Source organism: Arthrobacter sp. PvP023 (assembly GCF_017832975.1).
GTDB lineage: Bacteria > Actinomycetota > Actinomycetes > Actinomycetales > Micrococcaceae > Arthrobacter.
In genome coordinates, this window is the sequence record NZ_JAFIBI010000001.1 from 1,943,858 (window position 1) to 1,966,566 (window position 22,709).

Sequence of the window (22,709 nt, forward strand, 5' to 3'; positions counted from 1 at the left end):
AGGATCCCCGACATGGCAAAAGTACTTGTATTCATTGACAACCCCGGCCAGGCCCTCAAGAAGAGCAGCCTGGAACTGCTGACAATCGCCCGCTCGCTGGGTGAGACGGCCGTCGCCGTGAACGGCGCGCTGAACGACGACGTCGTAGCCGCCTTGGGCGCCCAAGGTGCCACGGCCGTCTTCCGCCCGTCGTCCGAGGACCTGGACGCCTACCTGATTGGTCCCAAGGCCGCCTACCTTGCCGGTGCCGTTGCGGCTTCAGGCGCCACCACTGTGCTCCTGGAGAACTCGTTCGACGGCAAGGAGATCGCAGCCCGGCTGGGCATCAAGCTCGGCGCGGGTGTCATTACGGACGTCGTGGGCGTCGAAGCGGACGGCACTGCCCACAAGTCCGTCTTGGCAGGCTCCTATACCACCACGGCCAAGGCCACCACGGCCGTTTCCGTGCTGACTGTCAAGCCGAACAGTGTCACGCCGGAACCCGCCGCTGCGGCAGCGAGCCCGGAAGTCCTCACCGTTGACGTTCCGGGCTCTGCCACGGCCGGCGCTGCCCGCATCACTGGACGCAAGGACAAGCCCGCCAGCGGCCGCCCGGACCTCACCGAAGCCCGGATCGTGGTGGCAGGCGGTCGCGGCGTGGATGGCGACTTCGGCCCGGTGGAGGAGCTTGCCGACGCCCTTGGCGCTGCCGTGGGTGCGTCCCGCGCCGCTACGGACGCCGGCTGGATCGGCCACGATGCGCAGGTGGGCCAGACGGGCAAGACCGTTTCCCCTCAGCTGTACATTTCGGCGGGCATCTCCGGCGCGATCCAGCAGAAGGCCGGCATGCAGACCGCCAAGGTCATCGTTGCTGTCAACAAGGATGCCGAGTCGCCCGTCTTCGAAATTGCCGACTTCGGGATCATCGGGGACCTCTTCCAGGTCCTTCCGCAGGCGACTGAAGAGATCAAGAAGCGCAAGGGCTGATGATTTGAGCACCAACGCTACGGCGCAAAGCCCGTTCAATCCGGAACACCACCGGGTTGAGCGGGTCCTTTGTTTTACCGCCCACCCGGACGACGTCGACTTTGGTGCCGCCGGAACCATCGCAGCCTGGACCGGGGCGGGGGTTGAGGTCAGCTACTGCATCATGACCGACGGCGATGCCGGCGGCTTCGACCCCGCGCAGCGCGAGGAAATAGTGGCCATGAGGGCCGAAGAGCAGCGCCGCGCCGCCGCACTGGTCGGCGTGACGGACATCCACTACCTGCACGAACGGGACGGCTATCTGGAGCCCACGCACGAGGTGATGAGGGGAGTGGTGAAGCTGATCCGTGAGATCCGGCCCGACGTCGTTCTTTCCATGCATCCTGAACGCAACTGGAACCGCATCCAGAAGAGCCACCCGGATCACCTGGCCGTGGGCGAAGCCGTCACCCGGGCGGTTTATCCCGCCCTGGAAAACCCTTTCGCCTACCCCGACCTTGCCGAAGCGGGCCTGGCGGCCTACAAGTTACCTTGGCTGTGGTTGTTTGCCGGGCCGGAGGAGCGGGAAAACCACTTCGTGGACGTCACTGCCCACGTGGACAACAAACTCGAGGCCATCCACGTTCACGCCAGCCAGCACCCGGACCTCGAAGCGATGGACCGGACGGTCCGGGGGCTCATGCTGGCTACCGGCGAACGGGCGGGAATGCCCTCCGGGCACAGCGCCGAGGCCTTCCACGTGGTCTCCGTTAACGGCCCGGGGACTATTGCGGGCTTCTAGCGCTGCGCCCGCGCAGGACTAGCTGAGCCGTGCTGCCGCGTAGGTCTTGATCCCCTCGAAAAGGTAGGGAGCCAGGCCTGCGCGGCGCTTGTCGTAGAAGGCAGTAAACAGGGGGTCCTCGACGTACATGCGGCCCAGGCCGACGTAGCCTTCGGCGTCCGGGGTCCAGCTGGCGCAAACCCACTTGTAGTGCCGGTCGACGACGGCCTGGACTTCCGGCGCTGCCGCCTTCAGGCCGGCATCGAAGCAGCGCGCCAGCTCCTCGTTGATGTCCTGTGCTTCCTGCATGAACGCCTTTTTTGCGACGTCGCTCATCGCGGCGTGACGTGTTTTGCTGTCTTCAACGGCCTGGTCGCCCCAGCGCTGCCGGGCCTCTTCCTCGTACGGGTTGTTGTCGAAATCTTTGAAGATTTCCTCGGCGGACATGGTGTCTCCTTGTCTTAGCGCGGTCATGGTGGCATCTACGGTGGCGGCCATCCGGCTGAGGCGGTCGCGTTCAGCCAGCAGCCACTCACGGTGCACTGCAAGTGCGTCCAGCTGGCTGGTTTGTCCGGCGAGGACCTCTGCGATGGCTTCGAGGCCGAGGCCAAGTTCGCGAAGCAGGAGGATCCGCTGCAGCCGGAGCAGCTGCTCCTGGGCGTAATATCGGTAGCCGTTCTGCCCGGTGTAAGCGGGATCCAGGATACCCAGCTGGTGATAGTGCCGGAGGGTGCGGGACGAGACGTTGCTCAGCCGCGCAACCTCGGCGATGGACCAGCCGCGGGGCTCCTTCTGCTTCATGCTTCCATCGTAAAAGTTGACGTTGCGTCAAAGTCAACACTCGTAGCGGTGAATCGGGGTAGTGCTTAAAGCCCGCGGCCTGCCGGTGCACGCCAGTGTGGCGGCACCGGCAGGCCGGTTTGGAAAACAGGGTCCCGCTAGGCTCCGAGCGGAGCCGCGGCAACCGTCGGCAGAGTGGGCGACGCCGAACCGCCGACCGGTTCAACCGTGATGCCCAGTGCCGCCGCCGAATGAATGCCCTTCACGACGGCCGGTTTGGACAGTGCCTCCGCGTCCATGAGCCCTTGCGAAACCGGAGCGGAACCGTCCTTGGGGATCAGCCACATCTGGTACACCTTGCCGGCAGGAGGAGCCGGGACGCCATTCATCTTGACCACGACTGCGTCCTTGGAGGTCGAAATGGCCACGGTGGCCGTGCCTCCGCCACTGACATCGACAGTTGCCTCCCGGACATCCTGGGCCTGGAGCACCTGGTTGAGCGGATCGTTCTGGTTGGCCACGTATGCGCCCACTCCCACTCCGCCCAGGGCGATGACAGCGGCCGCTGCCACGCCCACCAGCCAGTTGCGGAGCCCCGGTGCCCGGCGACGCTCTTCGCGGCGCACGCGGGCCGCACCGAGTTCATCGGCGACGGGAGCCCGGCCCGGTTCCTGCGCATGTCCGTGGAACGGGGGAGCAGCTGTGGGCATGGTGCCGGGCTGTGCCGGAAGCTGGCTCCGGGACTGCGCGGGCAGCTGTGCCAGGATGCGGTCGAACAGCCCGGCGGGCGGTTCCTCCTCGGCAGTAAAGGTAACGGCCAGCGTTTCGCGTCCCTGCCGCACACGCTCATCGAACGCCTCCCGTTCCGGCGCCGGCGCGGCCGAGATGTAGTCCTCAATGGCAGAACGTTCGGCGGGGTCCACGGCGTCCAGGGCATACAATTCCGCCAGTTCCACCGCGCGGCCGGCGGCCAGGTCCGCGGCGATGTCATGGGCAAACATTCCGGAGGAACGGCTGCTGTTAGGTTGGTTCATGTCGGTCATCTCAACTCACCCCCAGACAGGTCTTCAAACGGATCAGTCCATCGCGGATGCGGGACTTGATGGTGGGCACGGCGGCGTTCAGTTTCTCCGCGACTTCGCGGTACGTCAGCCCGCCGTAGTAGGCCAGCCGGACGGACTGCTGCTGGGTCTCGGTGAGGGTATCCAGACACCTGACCACGGCCTCGGCTTCCAGCCTGCTTCCGACCTCGTCCGAGACGGAGTCATGGTCAATCTCCTGGCTGCTGGCCCCGTACTTGGCCTCCCTGTCGGTTGACGACTGGGAGGACCTCACCTTGTCCACCGCCCGGCGGTGCGAAATAGTCATCAGCCAGGCCAGCGGGCTGCCTGCCTCCGGATTGAACTTTGCCGCGTTCTGCCAGACCTGGAGGAACACTTCCTGGGTGGTGTCCTCACTGAGCTCGGGGTCGATCAGGACGCGGCGGGCCATGCCGAACACACGCCGCGACGTCAATTCGTAGAACTCCGCGAAGGCCTCTTGGTCCCCGTCGGCGATTCGAGCCAGCAGGTCGCCAAGCCGGCGGTTCACGTCGGCCGAAGTGCCAGGGGAAGCAGTGGCCTCTGGGTTTGGGGCGTTGGGAGTTTCCATCACTCCCAAGCATAAGTCGATCCCGGCCGATCTTTTGTCAGCAGGGGCGCTGGGAACGTCGCGGTGGGTCTCCGGGCGCCGGGCCTGGTACCGGCGGACCTGCAATGTAGTCACCTGCCGCTCCTCGCAATCCTGTGGTTGGGCCGGGTTGGCCTCTACAGGTAATTCGGAGTGCATGCACCGATGGATGGGCGGCGATTTCTGCAAATTGGCGGGCTGCCGGCGCGGGGGAGCGGAAGCCTCCGGGCGCTGCCGCGCTAGAGCTTGGCGCCGGCGAAGCCGTTTTGGCGCCAGGCCTCAAAGACCGCGATCGAAGCCGCGTTGGCAAGATTCAGGGACCGCAGGGACGGCAGCATCGGAAGCCGCACCCGGGCCGTCACATGCGGATCGTGCTTGAGTTCCTCCGGAAGTCCCACAGATTCCGGTCCGAAGAGGAGGACATCGCCGGCGAGGTAACTGATGTCCGAATAGGAGGTTTCGCCGTCGGACGTGAACGCGTAGACGCGCTCAGGCTGCAAAGCCTCCCAGGCGGCCTCGATGCTTTTGTGCACCGTCACGACGGCGAGGTCATGGTAGTCCAGGCCGGCGCGGCGAAGCTTGGCGTCGGAAAAATCAAAGCCCAGAGGCTCCACCAGGTGCAGTTCGGCGCCTGTGATGGCAGCCAGCCGGATGGCGTTGCCCGTATTGCCGGGAATTTCAGGAGTGTGGAAGAGAATGCGGAACACCGTCCCATCCTAGCCACTTCGGGCCTTAGTGCATTCCCCGGAGCAGCCTGGCGAGGACGGGGACATTGACCGTGTTGGGGGCAGGCCCGGAGCCCAGGAACTCCTTGAGCCCGCGGACCAGTCCGGCCCCGTTGACCACCTGGAAGGTTTCATGCCCGCGGTGCGAGCGCCGGTGGTGGTCGATCACCGGTTCATGGAGGTTGCCGTCGGGACTGTGGATGACAGTCCACCCCGTCACGTTGAGCTCCGGGAAGATGTCCTGCATGCGCCGCACGATGTGCGCCAGCTGCGGCGGCGCAATGGCCCGGCCGCCGTGCGTGAGCGTGCTTCCGTTCCAGGCGTAGGCACCCTTGGGAAGCAGCATGGATCCGACCAAGGCCAGCCGGTAGCCGGACAGCAGCGCATGGTCGATGTGGCTGTTGTCCGCGGGCGACTGCAGCCCGTTGATCAACCTTGCCGCGGGAATGGCCGGGAGGATCTGCTTGCTGATCAGCTGGACGGTCCGCATCTCCCGCTGGATCCGGGCTTCCGCTCCGAAGATACCCCGTTTACGCGGCATGCCGTGGATCTGCCGGGCCGCAAGCTCCTCCGGAATCAGCGGCACGTTGCCGGACTCCGGATGCTCGAACGGCGGGACGTACACCGGCGGATCGCCTGCTGTGTTGCGCGGCGTGTTGGGCCGGTGGACGGTTGCCGATGCGCGGCTTCCGGCTGGCGGCGCATCGAAATGGGCGCCCTCCGTGGCTGTCGCGCCGGGGGTCCCGTGCGCGTACGAGCGGTCGTAGGCGGCGCGCCGCTTCGGATCTATCAGCGTCTCATAAGCCAGCGTCACCTGCCGGAAGACGGCGGCATCCCCGCCATGGTCGGGATGTGCCCGCCGGGCAGCCTTGCGGTAAGCCACTTTGATCTCTTTGTCCGTCGCCGTCACAGGAAGACGAAGGACCTGGTAATGGGAGCTGCTGCCCTGGGTCAAACACTGATCCTTTTCTTGTAGGTTCCAGTCCACTCAGGCAGTCCGGTCCGCCCAGTTTAACCGTGCATAGGCTCAACGTCCGCGCCCACAGCCAGGGTTCCCGCTGCTGGCATAATTCAGCGCACGATCATCGCCGTTGCCATTAACCCCCGGGCTTCCTTCGGCGGCGCACAGCGCACCGGCGACACGGTGGTGGACTACTTTCGCGCCGCCGGGGCCCGCGTGATCGTGCTGCGGAAGGCCAGCTATGAACGGCTGGCAGCTGCGGTGGGCAAGGTGCTGGCTTCAGGCTGCGATGCGCTGGTTGTTGTGGGCGGTGACGGCATGGTCCACCTGGGCATCAATGCGCTCGCCGAGTCCGGTGCCCCCTACGGCACGGTGCCGCTGGGTATCGTTCCCAGCGGCACAGGGAACGACATGGCCCGGGCCTTGGGTCTTCCCTTGAATGACACAGCTGCTGCCTGTGACCGTATGTGGTCCGCAATGGAGGCGGGCGGCCGCCTCATCGATGCCGGGCGCGTTACCGGCAACGGCACAAGCCGCTGGTTTGCCGGCGTTGTCTCCGCCGGGTTCGATGCCGCCGTTAACGAACGTGCCAACTCCTGGCGCTGGCCCCGCGGCAGGAGCAGGTACAACCTGGCCATGCTCCGCGAACTTGCCACCTTCAAGGCCATCGACTACACGGTAACGGCTGACGGGGAAACCTGGCGGCAGGGAGCCATGCTCATCTCGGTGGCGAACGGTCAGTCCATCGGGGGCGGCATGAAAGTTACTCCTGACGCCGTGCTGGACGACGGACTCCTGGATCTGTTCATCGTCGAACCACTATCCCGCCTGCGGTTCCTTGCCGTCTTCCCGAAGGTCTTTTCCGGCCGCCATACCGGGCACCAGGCAGTGCACATCCGGCAGGTGCGACGGGTTGAGCTTTCGGCGGGAGGCGTCGTTGCGTATGCCGACGGCGAGAGGGTGGGCCCGCTGCCGCTGACCGTGGAGGTGGTGCCCGCTGCCATCAGGGTGCTGGCCGCGCCGCGACGACATGCCGGCCGGACCGTCTAAACTCTTGCGGAGGACCGGCCGGAGCAGTGCCGCCGGCAGACCGTACGTGGGGGCAATGTGCAATCGACGGACAGGGGACCCGCTGCGGTCCGGTCGCGAAGAGTACCCGGGGCAACCAGGGGGATAGTTGTGGCGTTGACCCTGGCCGTAGCGGTGGCCGCCGTGGCCGGATGCAGCGTGGGCGTTCCGGATCCTGCCGCCCCGGGTGACGTCCGGACCACGCCCGCGCTTGCAACACCCACCATTACCCCGGGCTACGATGCGGCTGCGGTGGCGGCAAAGGACCTTCCGTTGACGGCCGGAGACTCGCTGGCCCCAGGAGTTGCCGTCGGACTTTCCGACGGACTCCGTGAGGCGCCGGGGTGGAAGACCATCAAGGAGGACGTGGCGGGGGAGAACCGCTACCTCAAAGCCGACGGATGCGTGGTCTCGGCGCGGGTCCGCGTGAACCAGACGGCGCTTGCCGTGGCCGGGGATGACAGGGCCTCCACGGTTGAACTGTTCAAATATCTGGATCCCACCATCCTGCCCGGCTACCTGAAGACCGACACCCTGCGCTGGGGCGGTGAGCCGGACAAGCCCGGGCCACGGGCGGAAGTGCTCGTCTTCGAGGGTGGATCTGCGCCAGGCGGAAAATCGAACGCAGTGCTGGCCCGGCTCTTTGCCACAGCGGGTTCGTCCGTCTTCATCTCGCTCTCGTGTCCTGACCCGGCCGCGCTCGCGGCGGCCCGGGCGGACGTGGCGGAACGACTGGTGGTTGTTCCGCCCACGAACTGAGCTGAGCGGCTGAGCTGTGCGACTACGGCTTGCGGGAACTGCGGGGTGACAGCCGGTTGAGGGCGAGCGCGCCCACGAGCAGTCCGAAATCGCGAAGCGCGACGTCAAAGAAACTGCCCAGGAGCAGCAGGTTGATGATGATGCCCAGCAGCCACACGGCCACGAGTATCGATCCGAAACGCGGCCGGACTGCCACCGCGATGCCGGCCGCCACTTCCACGACGCCGACGATGTACATGATCGTCTGGGCGGGGAGCGGCACCACGCCCGTTGCCACGGGCGCCAAATACACGGTCCAGTCGGCCAGGATGTTGGTGAATTTGTCGAGGCCGAAAATGATCGGTGCGACCGTGAACACTGTGCGAAGCAGCAGGAACGCCTGCCTGCCCGGTTCCGACGCCAGTACGGTGCCCGGCGCGTTCAGTGCAAAGGAAGATTTCATGACAGCTCCTTCTAAAAGTAGGTATTCTGATTTTAGAAACCTTTGAGTAATTAAGCAATGAATCTTGTTTTTAGAGTTAGGGTGTTCCATGCGCAGACTTCCCTGGGCCCGCCGGATCGTGGCCGTGGCATCGCTGGGCGATGAAAACCGCCGGAAACTTTTCGGATTTATCGCCGCTTCGTACCGTCCGGTGGGACGCGACGAAGCGGCCGCTGCGCTGGAAATGCCGCGAAGCACGGCGTCGTTCCATCTGGACAGAATGGTGCAGGATGGCGTTCTGGCCGTCGAATTCCGCAAGCTCGGCGGCAAGGCCGGGCCCGGCTCCGGGCGACCGGCAAAAATGTACCGGCTGGCGCAGTCGGAAGTGGGGGCGTCCGTTCCGGACCGCAATTACGATCTCGCCGGTGAACTGATGGCCACCGCCATCGAACGGTCGAGTGGCGCCGGAGAACCTGTCCGGGAAGCTCTGTTGGCCACCGCGTATGCGAAGGGCCTGGCAATGGCGGAGGGGAGTCAGAGCCTCGAGGAATTCCTCTCGGCGGAGGGCTACATGCCGAATCCCGACGGAGACGGAGGCTTTGCGCTTGAAAACTGCCCGTTCCACCGGCTTGCAGACGGCCACGCGGAGGTGGTCTGTGCCATGAACGGCGCAATCCTCTGCGGCGCGGCCGCCGGGTGCGGTGTTGAGGAAAGCCGGATAGTAGGGAACGCAACACCCGGCCAGTGCTGCGCCAGGGTTACGCCGCCCTGATTGCCGGAGACCGTTTGGGCCGGCTCGCCAGCAGGACGCCGGCTATCACAAGCAGCCCCCCGATCGCCTGGGGCAGGCTGACCGGAATGCCCATCATGACCGTGATGGCTGCCGTGAACACGACGATCAGGTTCAGGTAATTGCCGGCGGTCGCCGGTGCCGTCGTTTTGAGTGCGAGGTTCCAGCACAGATACGCCCCCAGCGAGGGGAAAGCGGCGATGTACGCGATCGACCAGCCTTCTGCTGCGGTCGAGGGGAATCCGGCTCCACCTGCAATCGCGACCGGAGCTAGGAAGGCGGTTGCCATCACCACCTGCACAGCCGTGGCCGCAATGGCCGGCAGCCCAAGCCGACGGGAAATGATGGTGTAGAAGCCCCACACTGTGATCGCCCCGATCATCAACAGTTCGCCAGAATTGAAGGTAATGCTGAACACCCGCTGCAGTTCGCCGCGGGTCAGTACCAGGAGCACGCCGGCGAGGCCCAAAGCTATGCCCAGCCAGCCGAAGACGCCGGGCCATTCGCCGAGAATGAAAATGGCCATCACTACGATCAGCGCCGGATTAGCGGCAGTGATCAGCGAAGCATTGAGCGCCGAGGTGTGCTGGAGGGCAACATAAAGCAGCAGGGTGTAGCAGCCCATGCCCAGGACGCTCAGGAGCAACAGCACCCGCCAGCGGCCCAGGACAGCGCGCCAGTCCGGACGTTCCACGAAGTGGGCCAGCGCGACGAGCGGAAGGGCGGCCAGCGCCCACCTCCAGAAGGTGAGTTCGAGCGGCGTCATGGTGTTCACGGCGGCCTGCCCCACCACGAGGTTGCCGGACCAGAAGAGGGTGGCCAGCACCAGGTATATCGAGGCTTTCACCGCTCGAATCTACACCGGCGCCTGAGCGTGCGGGGTGGCCGCGGCTAGAATTGAGTTGTGTCCGTCTACCTCGATCATGCCGCCACCACGCCTATCGCCGCTGAGGCATTGGCGGCCCTCACCCGCGAACTCGCCCGGACCGGGAACCCGTCGTCGCTTCACGGCTCGGGACGACGCGCCCGCCGTTCGGTGGAGGACGCCCGGGAGTCGATTGCTGCCGCAGCCGGTGCCCACCCCTCAGAGGTGATCTTTACCTCGGGCGGCACGGAGGCTGACAACCTGGCTGTGAAGGGCCTGTACTGGGCCCGCCGCGGCGAAAACCCGGCGCGCACGCGGATCCTTTGCTCCGCCGTCGAACATCATGCTGTCCTGGACGCCGTCGAGTGGCTGGAACGGCACGAGGCGGCAGAAGTGTCCTGGTTGCCTGTGGATTCCAGCGGCGTTGTTGACCTTCATGTGCTGAAGTCCGAGCTCTCCCGGGAGCCGGAGTCCATCGCCCTCGTCACAGTGATGTGGGCCAACAACGAGGTGGGTACCATCCAGCCGGTGCACGAAGTGGTTGAGTTGGCCCATGCCGTGGGAGTGCCGGTCCATTCCGACGCCGTCCAGGCCTTCGGTTCCGTGCCGGTGGACTTCCGGGGCAGCGGGCTGGATGCCATGTCCGTCTCCGGTCACAAGATCGGCGGCCCCGTGGGCGTCGGCGCCCTGCTGCTGGGCCGCGCCGTCAAGCTGACGCCGGTGCAGCACGGCGGCGGCCAGGAGCGCGATGTCCGCTCCGGGACGCTGGACACGGCGTCGATCGCCGCCTTCGCCGCTGCGGCGGAAGCTGTGACCAAGGACCTCCCGCAGGAGGCTGCCCGGATCGCCGGGATGCGGGACAGGCTGATCGCGGGCGTACGGGAGGCCATCCCGGAAGCCGTCCTGCGCGGAGCTCCGGGGGACGGCCGCCTCCCCGGCAACGCGCACTTCACTTTTCCTGGTTGTGAGGGCGACTCCCTGCTGTTCCTGCTGGACCTTGCGGGTGTGGAGTCCTCCACAGGCTCCGCCTGCACCGCCGGTGTGCCGCGGCCTTCGCACGTCCTGCTGGCAATGGGCCTGGACGAGGAGACCGCCCGGGGCGCGCAGCGTTTCTCCCTCGGCCACGCTTCAGTGGAGGCCGACGTCGACGCGCTTCTGGCAGCACTGCCGGGTGCCTATGAACGGGCCCGCCAGGCAGGGATGGCAGGGCACGAATCAACCATCCAGACGGCCGCGACGGTGGCCCGTCAGTCCGCCAGGAGCTGATCAAGCGCGACTGCGGGATCGGCCAGACGGCCCGGCTTGATGGTTGCCCGACTGGAGATCAGGGCCTTGATGGCTTTCTGCGTGCGCGGAATGTTGACGTTCATACCGGCCACCACCCTGCCCTCATGCTGCCAGAAGGCGATGAATTCCTTGCCTGCCAGCGTGCCCCGGATGACCGGCTCGGCGCCCGCCGCCAACGTGGGGAAACCCGAGTACTCCATGCTGATGTCGTACTGGTCGGTGTAGAAATACGGAATCGTGTCCAGCGTTGCCTCCTGTCCAAGCATGGATTTCGCGGCGACCTTGCCGCCGTTGAGCGCATTGGACCAATGCTCGCTGCGGTGGTGCTGCCCGGTGAACGGATGCAGGGCGTTGGCAACGTCCCCTGCGGCGAAGATGTCAGTAGCGCTTGTCCGCAGGGAGGCGTCTGCCAGTATTCCGTTGTCAATGGCCAGCCCTGCCGCCTCCGCGAGCGAAATGTCCGGAGCGACGCCCACGGCCACCACCACTACATCGGCGGGCAGTATCTCTCCTGATCCGGTGACCACCGCTGTGACGCGGCCGGAATCGCCCCGGAGTTCAGCTGCGGTTGCGCCCAGGCGGAACCGGACACCGTTGGCTTCGTGGAGCGAGCGGAAGAACGTGCCCAGCTCAGGTCCGACCGCGGCGGCCAGCGGGATGTCCTCAAGCCCGAGCAGCGTCACCTGGTTGCCGTAAGCGGTGGCCGCAGCCGCAAGTTCCATTCCGATCCAGCCGGAGCCGATCATCACGACGTTCTTTCCGCCCGGCAAAAGCTGCTCCCGGAGCCGGCGGCTGTCATCCAGGGTCCGGAATGTGGCCACGCCGTCGAGCCCGCTCCCCGGCAGCGGGATGCGCCGGGGGAGTGCGCCCGTGGCCAGCAGGAGTGCGTCATAGCCCAGGGAGCCACCGCCGCTGAGATGTACCGTGTGCGGGCCGGGGTCGACGGCGGCGACCGTCACGCCCAGGCGGAGGTCGACGTCGTTCTCGGCGTACCAGGCGTCCGGTGCCACCGGGACGGCGTCCTCTCCCGCTTTGCCCAGGAGGTATTCCTTGGACAGCGGCGGGCGGAGATAAGGGTGGTGCGGTTCGGCGCCGATGAGGCTGATCCGGCCCCGGTAGCCCTCGCTGCGCAGGGTGCGGGCTGCGGTGGCGCCAGCCAGGCCCGCGCCAGCGATCACGATGCTTTCGATGGTGCGTCCGACAGTCATGATGCCGCTCGATTCCGGAAATGCCGGCGCCTCCTGCCGGCAGGCTCTAAAAATAGTAATCCTGACAATAGAAGCCGCGGGCATGGCAGTCAAGGGGTACTGAGGTGATTTCCGGGCACCCTTTGGCGAGGCAGTAGAATAGATGCGCATGCAGTGTGTCCGCCGGTGCGCAATAGGCCGGCCACGAGCGCGCTGCTGCAGCACCATGAAAACCTCCCCCTAAAGAAAGCCAGCATGCGAGTTCTTGCAGCCATGAGCGGCGGAGTCGATTCCGCCGTTGCCGCCGCCCGCGCCGTCGAGGCCGGACACGACGTCGTCGGTGTCCACCTGGCGTTGTCCCGGATGCCCGGAACACTCCGTACCGGCAGCCGCGGGTGCTGCACCATCGAGGATTCCCGTGATGCCTGGCGCGCCTGCGACGTGCTGGGCATCCCGTATTACGTGTGGGACTTTTCCGAGCGGTTCAAGGAGGATGTGGTCCAGGACTTCATTGACGAATATGCGGCCGGACGCACCCCGAACCCCTGCATGCGCTGCAACGAACGCATCAAGTTTGCTGCGCTGCTCGAAAAGGCGATCGCACTGGGCTTCGACGCCGTCTGCACCGGCCATTATGCCAAGGTGATCACCGATGCCGACGGAAACCCGGAACTCCACCGCGCAGCCGACTGGGCGAAGGACCAGAGCTACGTGCTGGGCGTGCTCACCCACGAACAGCTGAAGCACTCCATGTTCCCGCTCGCGGACACGCCGTCCAAGGCCGAGGTCCGCGCCGAAGCGGAACGCCGCGGGCTCTCTGTCGCCAACAAGCCGGACAGCCATGACATTTGCTTCATCCCGGACGGCGACACGGCCGGCTGGCTGGCCGAAAAGATCGAGATGACCACAGGCGACATCGTGGACGAGTCCGGCACGAAGGTCGGCGAGCACCCTGGTGCCAACGCGTTCACCGTTGGCCAGCGCCGGGGACTCAAGCTGGGCACCCCCGCCGCCGACGGCAAGCCGCGGTTCGTCCTGGAGATCCGCCCGAAGGAGAACAAGGTGGTGGTGGGACCGGAAGCGCTCCTGGCCATCGACGAGATCCGCGGCATCAAAGTATCCTGGGCCGGACTTCCGATTGCAGAGGTCGCCACCGGCGAAGAGTTCGATTGCCATGCCCAGGTCCGAGCCCACGGGGACCCTGTCCCGGCGACGGCCCGCATGGAACAGCTGACGGACGACGACGGCGCGGAGCGGACCAACCTTGTGGTCACGCTGGCCACTCCGCTGCGCGGAGTAGCTCCCGGACAGACGGTGGTCCTCTACCAGGGCAGCCGGGTCCTGGGGCAGGCCACCATCGATACAGCGCGCTCGCTGCAGCGCGCGGCCCTCTAAAAGGCCGACTTTCCCCGCCACGCGGCGCGCGCCGCCGTAGTCAATCATGCCCGCGACCGCAATAATTGAGGCCTGGGGAACCAGACTTGATGCAGACCGCCCCTTCACCAGGTGAGGCTGCAAAGTTGAGGAAAGCGGGCCCACTATGGTCTCTGCAGCGCTCGGAATCGGGCATGGCCTCGAGATGGTCGCGCTTACTGCGCTCGCCGAGGGCCCCTTCACCCGCAAATCAGGAAAGCCGCTCACCACCAGCGTCAGGGTTCCCGTGGAGAGGCTCGTCGACGGCCCGGTTGGAGCACGTCTGGCGCTGCGGGTGCGGGCCCCCGGAGCCGAAGGGCCGCGGCCTATTTCCCTGTCCGTCGACCGTAACGAATGGTGCATCGACGACCAACCCGCACCGGCCGGGCTCGATGAGTTGCTGGCCGACAGCCGGTTTTTGGCCCAACATGTCTACGCGGTGGCGACGGCAACTCTCCAGGCCTTTGAATTCACCTTGGGCCGCCGGATGGGCTGGGCCTCGGGCCACCGGCTGGTGATCAGCGTCTATGACAAGATCCCGTACGCCTCTACTGGCTACGACCGCGAGCGCGGCCTGATCCGGTTTGGGCACAGAACCGACGACCGGTCCAAGCGGTCTGTCCCCCTGGCCCTTTATCACGACCTTGTGGCCCATGAAGTGACGCACGCAGTCCTTGACGGTTACCGGCGCCTGTGGACGGACAGCGACGCGTTGCTTGACGGCTATGCCATGCATGAATGCATAGCGGATCTCGTGGCAATGCTGAGCGTGTTTTCATCGCCCGAACGGGTGGAGCAACAGTTGTCAGTGGCCGTTCCGGGCCCGGACGGCAGGCGGAGCGGCGTACCCGCCCGGAACATGGAAAAGGAAGTCCTGGCGTCCGGGCTCTTCGGGCTGGCGGACGGACTGTTCACCCGCGGCGCCGCCCGTCGTCCGCTCGACATGGACGTGCCATTCGAGTGGCGGCTGGATCCGGAACCACACCGGCGGGGCGAGATTGCCGTGAAGGCGGTGCTGGACGCCGTCGTCAAACTCTGGCTGCAGCGGCTGGAAAAGCCGGGGGGTCGCTCGAGTCGCTACCAGGTGGCCGAAGCCGGGGCGCATCTTGGACACCAGATGCTGGGGATGGTGCTGAGGGGGCTCGCCTACATGCCGCCGGTGGACCCGGGCTGGGAAGACCTGCTGCGCGGAATCCTCGCAGCCGATGCCGTGCTGGTGCCGACGGACATGATGGGGTACAGGCAGGCCGTGCGCGACGCCTTCTGGGACATTGACCTTTCCACGGAACCCGATGAACTCCTGGACGGGCTGAAGCATCTTCGCGACCTGCGCTACCCGGTCCGGTTGTCTGCGCTGGCCGCCGATCCCGAGGAGGTCAACCGGTTCATGTGGGAAAATCCGCGGTTGATCGAGGCAGCCGGCATCGATCAGAACACGAGCACCATTGTGAGCCGGGTGCGCCCCAGCACGCGCGTGGGGCCGGATGGATTCGTCGTCTCCGAAATCGGCGCCTCCTACGTGCAGTCAGTCACCATGTCGAAATCCGAAGCAAGGAACAAGCTTGGCCTCCGGGTGGACAGCGAGTACTACACAGTCCGCGGCGGGGGACTGCTGCGGTTCGATGAGGGCGGGAGGCTGTGTTTCGCCGCGCTCAAGCCGGTCATGGACGCGGAGTGGCAGCAGGAAAAATTGGAAACCATCAAACGGGAAGCCGGGGTAAAAGTGCCGACGGCGACGTTCCACCCCGAGGATGAACGCCGGGAGTGAGCCTCCGTCGGCTTCCCCCTCCGTCAGCTTCCCCAAGGAGCCTTGCGTGCCGCCGTCGAGCCTTCGAGCTGGGCCACCTGGTCGAACCCGCCGGCCCGGAGGCCTTTGCTGACCAGCTTGAGCAGGTCCGCCCTGCCCAGGGTGCCGTCGCCGGTGACGGCCTTGATGAAGTTGTAGGTGAAGGCGCCGTTGTAGCGGCCGTCGAGGAAGGCATCGGCGGCCGTCTGGTCGGCGCGGCAGGCAGCCAGGAGGACCGGCTTGACGCCCCTGCCGGCCTTGACCAGGTCGCGCAGTGCCCTGGTTTCGCTGAACTCGGTGGCGGCAACGCCGCGGGCTGTCGGTGCCGGCAGGAAGCGGGGGCGCCGCCCGGGCAGGAGGTCCAGTGATTTCAGGCCGGTGCCGCTGTGGCAGGTGTCCAGAACAACGTCCATGAGCACGCCGTCAGGCAGCCGGGCAAAGAGGGTGAACAGTTCATCGTCCGAGATGACGGTGCCGGGGTCCCACGAATCGCCGGTGTTGTTGATGTCGTAGCAGGCGAAGGCCTCGTCCAGCCGGTCCGCCTCGTCGTCGCTGGTGTCCGGAATCTGCGTTCCGTGGCTGGAGAAAGTGAAGACGATGTGCTGCAGTTCGCCTGCGGCGGCGCGGTCCATCATCGAATTGAGTTGCGCCATCACCTGCTCCTTCGTGGCCTGGGAATCCAGCAGCACCGAGATCTCCGAGGGGGCGAACCCATATTCGGCCTGCAGCAGTCCGGCGAGGTCCCGGGCGTCGTTGGCGCAGCCCTGCAGCCAGCTGGATTTCGGCAAATGGTGAAATTCGTTGATCCCTACACAGAGGGCGGCTTTGCTCATGATGTGTTCCTTCAGCCGGGGTAGGGCAACTCTATTCCCGGGAAGGGGGCTCTTCAATGGCAATCACCGATGACGTTTCGCAATCGTTCGGCCGGAGGCTGATCCGGGCCGAATCCTGAAGAAAACGATAGTTTTGCCCCAATCAGGTAAATTTTGTGTCTCATCTCACAGGTTGTAACGATTCATGGCGCCGTCGTCTGATTGAATCGTGTGATCAGGACAACGTCCCGCCCACCGAGTCCAACTGATCCAGTTGCGCGGCGGCACGCGTGTACTCATCGAACAGAAAGTCCACAGATGGCAATGAACAAAAAGGCCCTGCACAGCGCTATCGCGCTCGCGGGTGTTTCCGCGTTTGCACTGACAGCCTGCACAGGTCCGTCCGGCGGCGGCGGAACTTCCACCGGCAGCGCCGGAGGCGGAACCATTACCTACGGCACCACAGACAAGGTCGTTACCCTCGATCCTGCGGGCTCGTACGACGCCGGTTCCTTCATGGTGATGAACCAGATCTACCCGTTCCTGTTGAACGCCAAGCCCGGCACTGCGGACGCCACGCCCGATATCGCAGAGTCCGCGGAATTCACGAGCCCCACGGAGTACACCGTCAAGCTCAAGTCGGACCTCAAATTTGCCAATGGACACGCGCTCACATCCTCCGACGTCAAGTTCTCCATTGACCGTGTGGTCAGCATCGCGGACGACAACGGACCGGCCTCACTCCTGGGCAACCTGGAGTCGGTTACCGCCAAGGACGACTCCACGGTGGTCTTCAAGCTCAAGGCCGGCAATGACCAGGTCTTCCCGGGCGTCCTTGCTGCCAATGCAGGACCCATCGTCGATGAAGAGGTCTTCCCGGCGGACAAGCTGATGAGCGACGACGAAATCGTCAAGGGCAAGCCGTTCGCCGGCCCCTACACGATCGAAAGCTACAAGAAGAACGAGCTTGTGAGCCTGAAGGTCAACCCGGATTACAAGGGCCTCCTGGGCAAGCCCGCCAATGACGGCGCGAGCATCAAGTACTACGCCGATTCGAACAACCTCAAGCTCGACGTCCAGCAGGGCAACATCGACGTTGCCGGCCGCAGCCTGACCGCTACCGACGCCGCTGACCTCGAAAAGGACTCCAAGGTCACCGTCCACAAGGGTCCCGGCGGCGAGCTGCGCTACATCGTGTTCAACTTCGACACCATGCCGTTCGGTGCGAAGACCGCCGAGGCGGATCCCGCCAAGGCGCTCGCTGTCCGCCAGGCCATGGCGAACGTAGTTGACCGCGACGCCATCGCAACCCAGGTCTACAAGGGCACCTACCTGCCCGCGTACTCCGTGGTCCCCGACGGGTTCGTCGGAGCCATCCAGCCGCTCAAGGAAATGTACGGCGACGGCAGCGGCAAGCCCAGCCTGGACAAGGCCAAGAAGGCATTCTCCGATGCAGGTGTCACGGCTCCGGTCAACATCAAGCTGCAGTACAACCCGGACCACTACGGTAAGTCCTCGGGCGACGAGTACGCCATGATCAAGGAGCAGCTGGAGAAGTCCGGCCTCTTCAAGGTGGACCTGCAGTCCACTGAATGGGTGACCTACTCCAAGGACCGCACCAAGGACGTCTACCCGGTCTACCAGCTTGGCTGGTTCCCGGACTACTCGGACGCGGACAACTACCTGACCCCGTTCTTCGTACCGGGCAACTTCCTGAAGAACCACTACGAGAACCCGACCGTGACCGACCTGATCACCAAACAGCTCACCACGGTTGACAAGGCAGAGCGCGAGAAGGTCCTGGGTGATGCCCAGACGGCAGTCGCCAAGGATCTCTCCACGCTGCCGCTGCTGCAGGGCGCCCAGCTTATGGTCGCCGGAAAGGACGTCAAGGGTGTTGAAAAGACCCTGGACGCGTCCTTCAAGACCCGTCTTGGCGTAATTTCCAAGTAGGGCCAGTTCCCCATCCGGTCCTGACCAGCCGAAAAGGCGGGGCGCCAAGGCGTCCCGCCTTTCGTGCTGAGGCAGGGCAACAGATTCCGGGACTCACGAGGCCGCCGGAAGCACACATTTAGGTACCAATGACAACACTTATCGAGGCGCCGCCAACCGACGCCGACGGCCTGCTGCCGTCAAAGAAGAAGTCGTCCGGCGGGGGACTGGGCCAATACATCCTGATCAGGTTCCTCCTGATCTTTCCAACCATCCTGATTCTGGTCACGATGGTGTTCTTCCTGATGCGGATCACCGGTGACCCGATTACCGCCGCGCTCGGCGGGCGGCTTCCGCCCGAGCAGCTTGCCGAAAGGATCACGGCGGCAGGCTACGACCGCCCGATCCTCGTGCAGTACTTCGAGTACCTCGGGCAGTTGCTGACCGGCAATTTCGGCACGACGCTCTCTGACAACCGCCAGGTCACGGAGATGCTGACCACCTACGGTTCCGCCACCCTTGAACTGACCATCAATGCGTTGCTGGTCGCACTGCTGGTGGGCATCCCGCTCGGCATGATCGCGGCGCACCGCCGCGACAAAGCACCCGACGCCGTACTGCGCATCTTTGCGATCCTTTGCTACGCAACGCCGGTGTTCTTCTCCGGGTTGCTCTTCAAGCTGACCTTCTCCGTATGGCTGGGATGGCTCCCGGTTGCCGGACGCGCCAAAACGTCAAGCGAACTGGAACTCACCTCGCTGCAGGCCCCCACCGGCATCTACTGGCTGGATGCCGTCCGCAGCGGCAACATGGCAGCACTCGGCGACGTCACGGCCCACGCCGTGCTGCCGGCCCTCGCCCTCGGTCTGTTGACGGCCGGCATCTTCCTGCGATTGGTCCGCACCAACGTCATCGGCACCCTCGGCAAGGACTACGTGGAAGCAGGCCGTTCACGCGGCGTCAGCGAATTCCGCCTGGTGACCAAGCACGCCTACAAGCCTGCCCTTATCCCCATCATCACCGTGATGGGCCTGCAGATCGCAGTTCTGCTCGGCGGCGCGGTCCTGACCGAAACAACCTTTGAATGGAAAGGCCTGGGCTTCCAGCTGGCCACCTACCTGACGGCCCGTGACTTCGTGGCCGTCCAGGGCATCGTGGTTCTCCTCGCAGTGATCGTGGCCGTGACCAACTTCATCGTGGACATTGTCGCCGCGCTGATCGACCCCCGCGTGAGGTACTGACATGAGCACCGATTCCCTGGCGACTACCTACAAGGATCCGCGGGCCTCCTGGTTCCGCCGCCTGCCCGTCGTCTCACATTTCAACAAGAGCGTCGGCCTGCAGCGCGGAATGCTTGTCACCGGGCTCGTCCTGACTGGCATCTTCCTCCTTACCGCCATTCTTGCGCCACTCATCGCCCCCTACGGCTTCTCGCAGATATCCGACGCCGACGGCGGGTTCCCCGCCCAGCAGGCACCGGGCGGAAAGCACCTCTGGGGCACCACCGTGGGCGGCTACGACGTCTTCTCCCGGGTTGTCTGGGGCGCCCAGACCGCCGTCATGGTGATTGTGGTGGCCGTGGTCATGTCCATCTTCATCGGCGTGGTCCTGGGCCTGGTCAGCGGCTACATCGGCGGCTGGCTGGACCGCATCCTCGTGGTGATCGCAGACGCTGTCTACGCCTTCCCCTCACTCCTGGTTGCCATCGTGATGGCCATTGTCATCAGCGGCGGCAGGTCCAGCCTGTGGGGCGGCATTGTGGCCGCGGCAATTTCGATCACCGTGGTGTTCATCCCGCAGTACTTCCGGGTGATACGCGCGGAAACCATCCGCCTGAAAGCCGAACCCTTCGTGGAATCCGCAAAGGTGGTGGGAGCGTCGAATGTCCGGATCATGAGCCGGCACATCTTCAAGAACGCCACCCGCACCCTGCCGCTGATCTTCACACTCAACGCCTCGGAAGCCATCCTGACGCTTGCAGGCCTGGGCTTCCTGGGCTTCGGCATTGAACCGACGTCCGCCGCAGAGTGGGGCTTCGACCTCAACAAAGCCCTGGCGGACACCACCTCCGGGATCTGGTGGACGGGCGTGTTCCCCGGCCTGGCAATCGTGCTGACAGTCCTGGGGCTGACGCTCGTGGGCGAAAGCATCAACGACCTCAACGATCCGCGGCTGCGCGGCCGCAAGAAGGCCGTTTCCGGCAAGGGCGGGCCGGACTCCACCCCAGCGGCGCAGGCAGCGCACCAATCAGAAGTGAGTAGTTCATGAGCACCAACATCGACAGTCGCGGCACCGGGCCCGTCCTCGACATCGACCACCTGAGGGTCACGTTTGCCACCGACGCCGGGGACGTTTACGCCGTCAAGGACGTCAGCCTTGAGGTCAATCCGGGCGAAGTCGTGGCAATCGTCGGCGAGTCCGGTTCGGGCAAGACGGTAACCGCCAAAACGATCCTGGGACTGCTTCCGGAGACGGCGATCAGTTCCGGCGCTGTCCTGATCAACGGCAACAACGTGATCAGCGTCAGCCCGGCCAAGCTCCGGCAGATCCGCGGCCGGGACGTCGCCATGGTGTTCCAGGAACCCTCCACGGCCCTGAACCCCGTCTTCACCGTGGGGTGGCAGATCGCCGAAGGCATCCGCGCCCACGCCCACGGCAAGGGCGGGCGGATATCGGCAAAGGAAGCTAAATCCCGGGCCATCGACGCACTCCGGAAAGTGGGCATCCCGGATCCCGAAAACCGCGTTGATTACTATCCCCACCAGTTTTCCGGAGGCCAGAAGCAACGTGTGGTCATTGCGGCCGCGCTTGCCCTCAACCCGGGACTGATCGTCGCCGATGAACCCACTACAGCCCTTGACGTCACGGTCCAGGCGGAGATCCTCCAGCTGTTGAGGGACCTGCGGGATACGTACGGCACCTCGATCGTGCTGATCACCCACAACATGGGAGTGGTAGCCGATCTTGCCGACCGGGTGGTGGTGATGTACCAGGGCGACGTCGTCGAGGAGGCAACCGCCAAGGTCCTGTTTGCCGAGCCGAAGCAGGAGTACACGCGCAAGCTCCTGGCCGCTGTTCCGCACCTGGGCAGGAATTCCGCCTCCCAGGGCATGACCGTGCGGGCCCACCAGGACCGTAAGGTCCTGGTGGAAGCCAAGGGCCTGACCATCGAATACCCCGGCAGGCTGGGCAGTCCCGGCTTCAAGGCCGTGGACGGCGTGAGCTTCACGCTGTCCGAAGGTGAGGTATTCGGTCTGGTCGGTGAATCGGGATCCGGAAAGACCACCATCGGACGCGCCATCGCGGGCCTCAACCGCACCACGGGCGGCAGCCTGAAGGTGCTGGGCTACGAGATGCTGAACCTCAAGGAACGGACGTTCAAGCCGCTCCGGAAGGAGATCGGCTTCGTGTTCCAGGATCCGGCCGCCTCCTTCAACCCGCAGCTGACCATCGGTGACTGCGTCGCCGAGCCGCTCATCATCCACAGCAATCCCACGCCGGCACAGGCGCGGAAACGCGTTGGTGAGCTGCTCGAATCGGTGCAGCTGCCAGCGTCGTATGCTGACCGGTTCCCGCACGAACTGTCCGGCGGACAGCGGCAGCGGGCGTCGCTGGCCAGGGCCCTCATCCTGAACCCGAAGCTGCTGATTGCCGACGAGCCCACGTCGGCGCTGGACGTTTCAGTCCAGGCCGTGGTGCTGGAACTGTTCAAGGACATCCAGGCAGAGTTCGGGTTTGCCGCGCTGTTCATCAGCCACGACCTCGCGGTGGTGGATATCCTGTCCCACTGGGTTGGTGTGCTCTACAAGGGCAAGCTCGTGGAACAGGGGCTTGGCACCCAGGTGATGGGAACTCCCCGGCATGACTACACGCGCCGGCTCATCGCATCGCTCCCCGTGCCCGATCCGGATGAACAGGCCAGGCGCCGGGAAGCGAACCGGGCGCTGCTCGCCGGCTAGTTCCGTTCCGTGGTGGAGATGCCCGCTGTCCAGGCCGGACGGCGGGCATTTTCGTCCCCTGGGCAACGTTGCACGGACGCTTAACAGCCACAGGGAATTGGCGGGGTGCCCATAGACTGGAACCATGACCGAGCAGAACCAAGATCTTCCAGACGCCGATTCCTACGACCCCGCAGCCAGCTCATTGGCCGGACAGGTGGACCAAGCGGTCATGGCGGAACTGCTGTCTATCCGGTCCAGCATTGACAACATCGATGCCACCCTTGTCTTTCTCCTGGCCGAACGGTTCAAGGCCACCCAGAAGGTGGGCTTTCTCAAGGCCGCGCACAAACTTCCCGCCGGGGACCCCGGCCGGGAGACCGCCCAGATTGCACGGCTGCGCCGCCTTGCCGAAGAAGCGCACCTGGATCCGGCCTTTGCGGAGAAGTTCCTGAACTTCATCATCGGCGAGGTGATCCGGCACCACGAAGCCATTGCCGAAGACCACCAGGCGGCCGAGAACAACGGGGCGGCGGCAGGCCCGCCGGTGCTTTCCTCGCCCGCCCCCTCAACCGCCGTCGACGCCTAGGC

General features: G+C 65.1%; 22 protein-coding genes. 13 read left to right on the forward strand and 9 right to left on the reverse strand.

What is annotated here, in order from left to right; all coding sequences use genetic code 11:
• Window positions 1-12 precede the first annotated feature (12 nt).
• Window positions 13-966, forward strand: coding sequence for an electron transfer flavoprotein subunit alpha/FixB family protein (locus JOE31_RS08945; RefSeq protein ID WP_209743438.1), 954 nt, complete (start codon window positions 13-15; stop codon window positions 964-966).
• A gap of 4 nt (window positions 967-970) precedes the next feature.
• Window positions 971-1,747, forward strand: coding sequence for a PIG-L deacetylase family protein (locus tag JOE31_RS08950; protein WP_209743440.1), 777 nt, complete (start codon window positions 971-973; stop codon window positions 1,745-1,747).
• 18 nt (window positions 1,748-1,765) lie between these two features.
• On the opposite strand, the gene JOE31_RS08955 is transcribed toward JOE31_RS08950, so the two are convergent.
• The 5 genes from JOE31_RS08955 to JOE31_RS08975 form a co-directional block, all read right to left on the reverse strand.
• Window positions 1,766-2,527, reverse strand: coding sequence for a MerR family transcriptional regulator (locus tag JOE31_RS08955; protein ID WP_209743442.1), 762 nt, complete (start codon window positions 2,525-2,527; stop codon window positions 1,766-1,768).
• A gap of 137 nt (window positions 2,528-2,664) precedes the next feature.
• A complete protein-coding gene (locus JOE31_RS08960) occupies window positions 2,665-3,549 on the reverse strand; it encodes an anti-sigma factor domain-containing protein (RefSeq protein ID WP_209743444.1) in 885 nt (294 codons plus the stop codon).
• Between the two features lies 1 nt (window position 3,550).
• On the reverse strand, window positions 3,551-4,156 hold the full coding sequence (locus tag JOE31_RS08965) for a sigma-70 family RNA polymerase sigma factor (RefSeq protein ID WP_209743446.1): 606 nt from the start codon (window positions 4,154-4,156) through the stop codon (window positions 3,551-3,553).
• Window positions 4,157-4,413: 257 nt separating this feature from the next.
• A complete protein-coding gene (locus JOE31_RS08970) occupies window positions 4,414-4,881 on the reverse strand; it encodes a tRNA (cytidine(34)-2'-O)-methyltransferase (protein ID WP_209743448.1) in 468 nt (155 codons plus the stop codon).
• 25 nt (window positions 4,882-4,906) lie between these two features.
• Window positions 4,907-5,854, reverse strand: a complete 948-nt coding sequence (locus JOE31_RS08975; protein ID WP_209743450.1) for a J domain-containing protein — start codon at window positions 5,852-5,854, stop codon at window positions 4,907-4,909.
• Between the two features lie 114 nt (window positions 5,855-5,968).
• Here JOE31_RS08975 and JOE31_RS08980 point away from each other — a divergent pair, with 114 nt between their 5' ends.
• Together JOE31_RS08980 and JOE31_RS08985 are read left to right on the forward strand one after the other, a co-directional pair.
• On the forward strand, window positions 5,969-6,910 hold the full coding sequence (locus JOE31_RS08980; RefSeq protein WP_209748279.1) for a YegS/Rv2252/BmrU family lipid kinase: 942 nt from the start codon (window positions 5,969-5,971) through the stop codon (window positions 6,908-6,910).
• A 129-nt stretch (window positions 6,911-7,039) separates the two neighbouring features.
• The gene (locus JOE31_RS08985) at window positions 7,040-7,687 is read left to right on the forward strand and encodes a hypothetical protein (RefSeq protein WP_307864392.1); all 648 of its coding nucleotides are present in this window, start codon (window positions 7,040-7,042) and stop codon (window positions 7,685-7,687) included.
• A 22-nt stretch (window positions 7,688-7,709) separates the two neighbouring features.
• On the opposite strand, the gene JOE31_RS08990 is transcribed toward JOE31_RS08985, so the two are convergent.
• A complete protein-coding gene (locus JOE31_RS08990; protein WP_209743452.1) occupies window positions 7,710-8,129 on the reverse strand; it encodes a hypothetical protein in 420 nt (139 codons plus the stop codon).
• A gap of 88 nt (window positions 8,130-8,217) precedes the next feature.
• Here JOE31_RS08990 and JOE31_RS08995 point away from each other — a divergent pair, with 88 nt between their 5' ends.
• Window positions 8,218-8,880 carry a metalloregulator ArsR/SmtB family transcription factor gene (locus JOE31_RS08995; protein ID WP_209743454.1) on the forward strand — a complete coding sequence of 221 codons (663 nt, stop codon included), beginning with the start codon at window positions 8,218-8,220 and terminating at the stop codon, window positions 8,878-8,880.
• Here the strand turns inward: JOE31_RS08995 and JOE31_RS09000 are convergent.
• Window positions 8,867-9,745, reverse strand: a complete 879-nt coding sequence (locus tag JOE31_RS09000) for a DMT family transporter (RefSeq protein WP_209743456.1) — start codon at window positions 9,743-9,745, stop codon at window positions 8,867-8,869. The genes JOE31_RS08995 and JOE31_RS09000 overlap by 14 nt on opposite strands.
• A gap of 57 nt (window positions 9,746-9,802) precedes the next feature.
• On the opposite strand from JOE31_RS09000, the gene JOE31_RS09005 reads away from it, so the two are divergent.
• A complete protein-coding gene (locus JOE31_RS09005) occupies window positions 9,803-11,029 on the forward strand; it encodes a cysteine desulfurase family protein (RefSeq protein WP_209743458.1) in 1,227 nt (408 codons plus the stop codon).
• On the opposite strand, the gene JOE31_RS09010 is transcribed toward JOE31_RS09005, so the two are convergent.
• Complete coding sequence (locus JOE31_RS09010) at window positions 11,011-12,258, reverse strand: NAD(P)/FAD-dependent oxidoreductase (RefSeq protein ID WP_209743460.1); 1,248 nt, start codon at window positions 12,256-12,258, stop codon at window positions 11,011-11,013. The two genes, JOE31_RS09005 and JOE31_RS09010, sit on opposite strands and share 19 nt — an antisense overlap.
• A gap of 234 nt (window positions 12,259-12,492) precedes the next feature.
• Here JOE31_RS09010 and mnmA point away from each other — a divergent pair, with 234 nt between their 5' ends.
• Window positions 12,493-13,632, forward strand: a complete 1,140-nt coding sequence (gene mnmA, locus JOE31_RS09015) for a tRNA 2-thiouridine(34) synthase MnmA (protein ID WP_209743462.1) — start codon at window positions 12,493-12,495, stop codon at window positions 13,630-13,632.
• Between the two features lie 145 nt (window positions 13,633-13,777).
• A complete protein-coding gene (locus JOE31_RS09020) occupies window positions 13,778-15,418 on the forward strand; it encodes a hypothetical protein (protein WP_209743464.1) in 1,641 nt (546 codons plus the stop codon).
• A 23-nt stretch (window positions 15,419-15,441) separates the two neighbouring features.
• On the opposite strand, the gene JOE31_RS09025 is transcribed toward JOE31_RS09020, so the two are convergent.
• Complete coding sequence (locus JOE31_RS09025; protein ID WP_209743466.1) at window positions 15,442-16,269, reverse strand: caspase family protein; 828 nt, start codon at window positions 16,267-16,269, stop codon at window positions 15,442-15,444.
• Window positions 16,270-16,566: 297 nt separating this feature from the next.
• Here JOE31_RS09025 and JOE31_RS09030 point away from each other — a divergent pair, with 297 nt between their 5' ends.
• From JOE31_RS09030 to JOE31_RS09050, 5 genes are all read left to right on the forward strand, one after another.
• Window positions 16,567-18,201 carry an ABC transporter substrate-binding protein gene (locus JOE31_RS09030; RefSeq protein ID WP_209743468.1) on the forward strand — a complete coding sequence of 545 codons (1,635 nt, stop codon included), beginning with the start codon at window positions 16,567-16,569 and terminating at the stop codon, window positions 18,199-18,201.
• A gap of 128 nt (window positions 18,202-18,329) precedes the next feature.
• Window positions 18,330-19,421, forward strand: coding sequence for an ABC transporter permease (locus tag JOE31_RS09035; protein ID WP_209743470.1), 1,092 nt, complete (start codon window positions 18,330-18,332; stop codon window positions 19,419-19,421).
• A gap of 1 nt (window position 19,422) precedes the next feature.
• Window positions 19,423-20,448: an ABC transporter permease gene (locus tag JOE31_RS09040; protein ID WP_209743471.1), complete on the forward strand. Its 1,026-nt coding sequence runs from the start codon at window positions 19,423-19,425 to the stop codon at window positions 20,446-20,448.
• Window positions 20,445-22,139, forward strand: a complete 1,695-nt coding sequence (locus tag JOE31_RS09045) for an ABC transporter ATP-binding protein (RefSeq protein WP_209743473.1) — start codon at window positions 20,445-20,447, stop codon at window positions 22,137-22,139. Before JOE31_RS09040 ends, JOE31_RS09045 begins: the two co-directional genes overlap by 4 nt.
• A gap of 124 nt (window positions 22,140-22,263) precedes the next feature.
• Complete coding sequence (locus tag JOE31_RS09050; protein ID WP_209743475.1) at window positions 22,264-22,707, forward strand: chorismate mutase; 444 nt, start codon at window positions 22,264-22,266, stop codon at window positions 22,705-22,707.
• The last annotated feature ends 2 nt before the right edge of the window (window positions 22,708-22,709 follow it).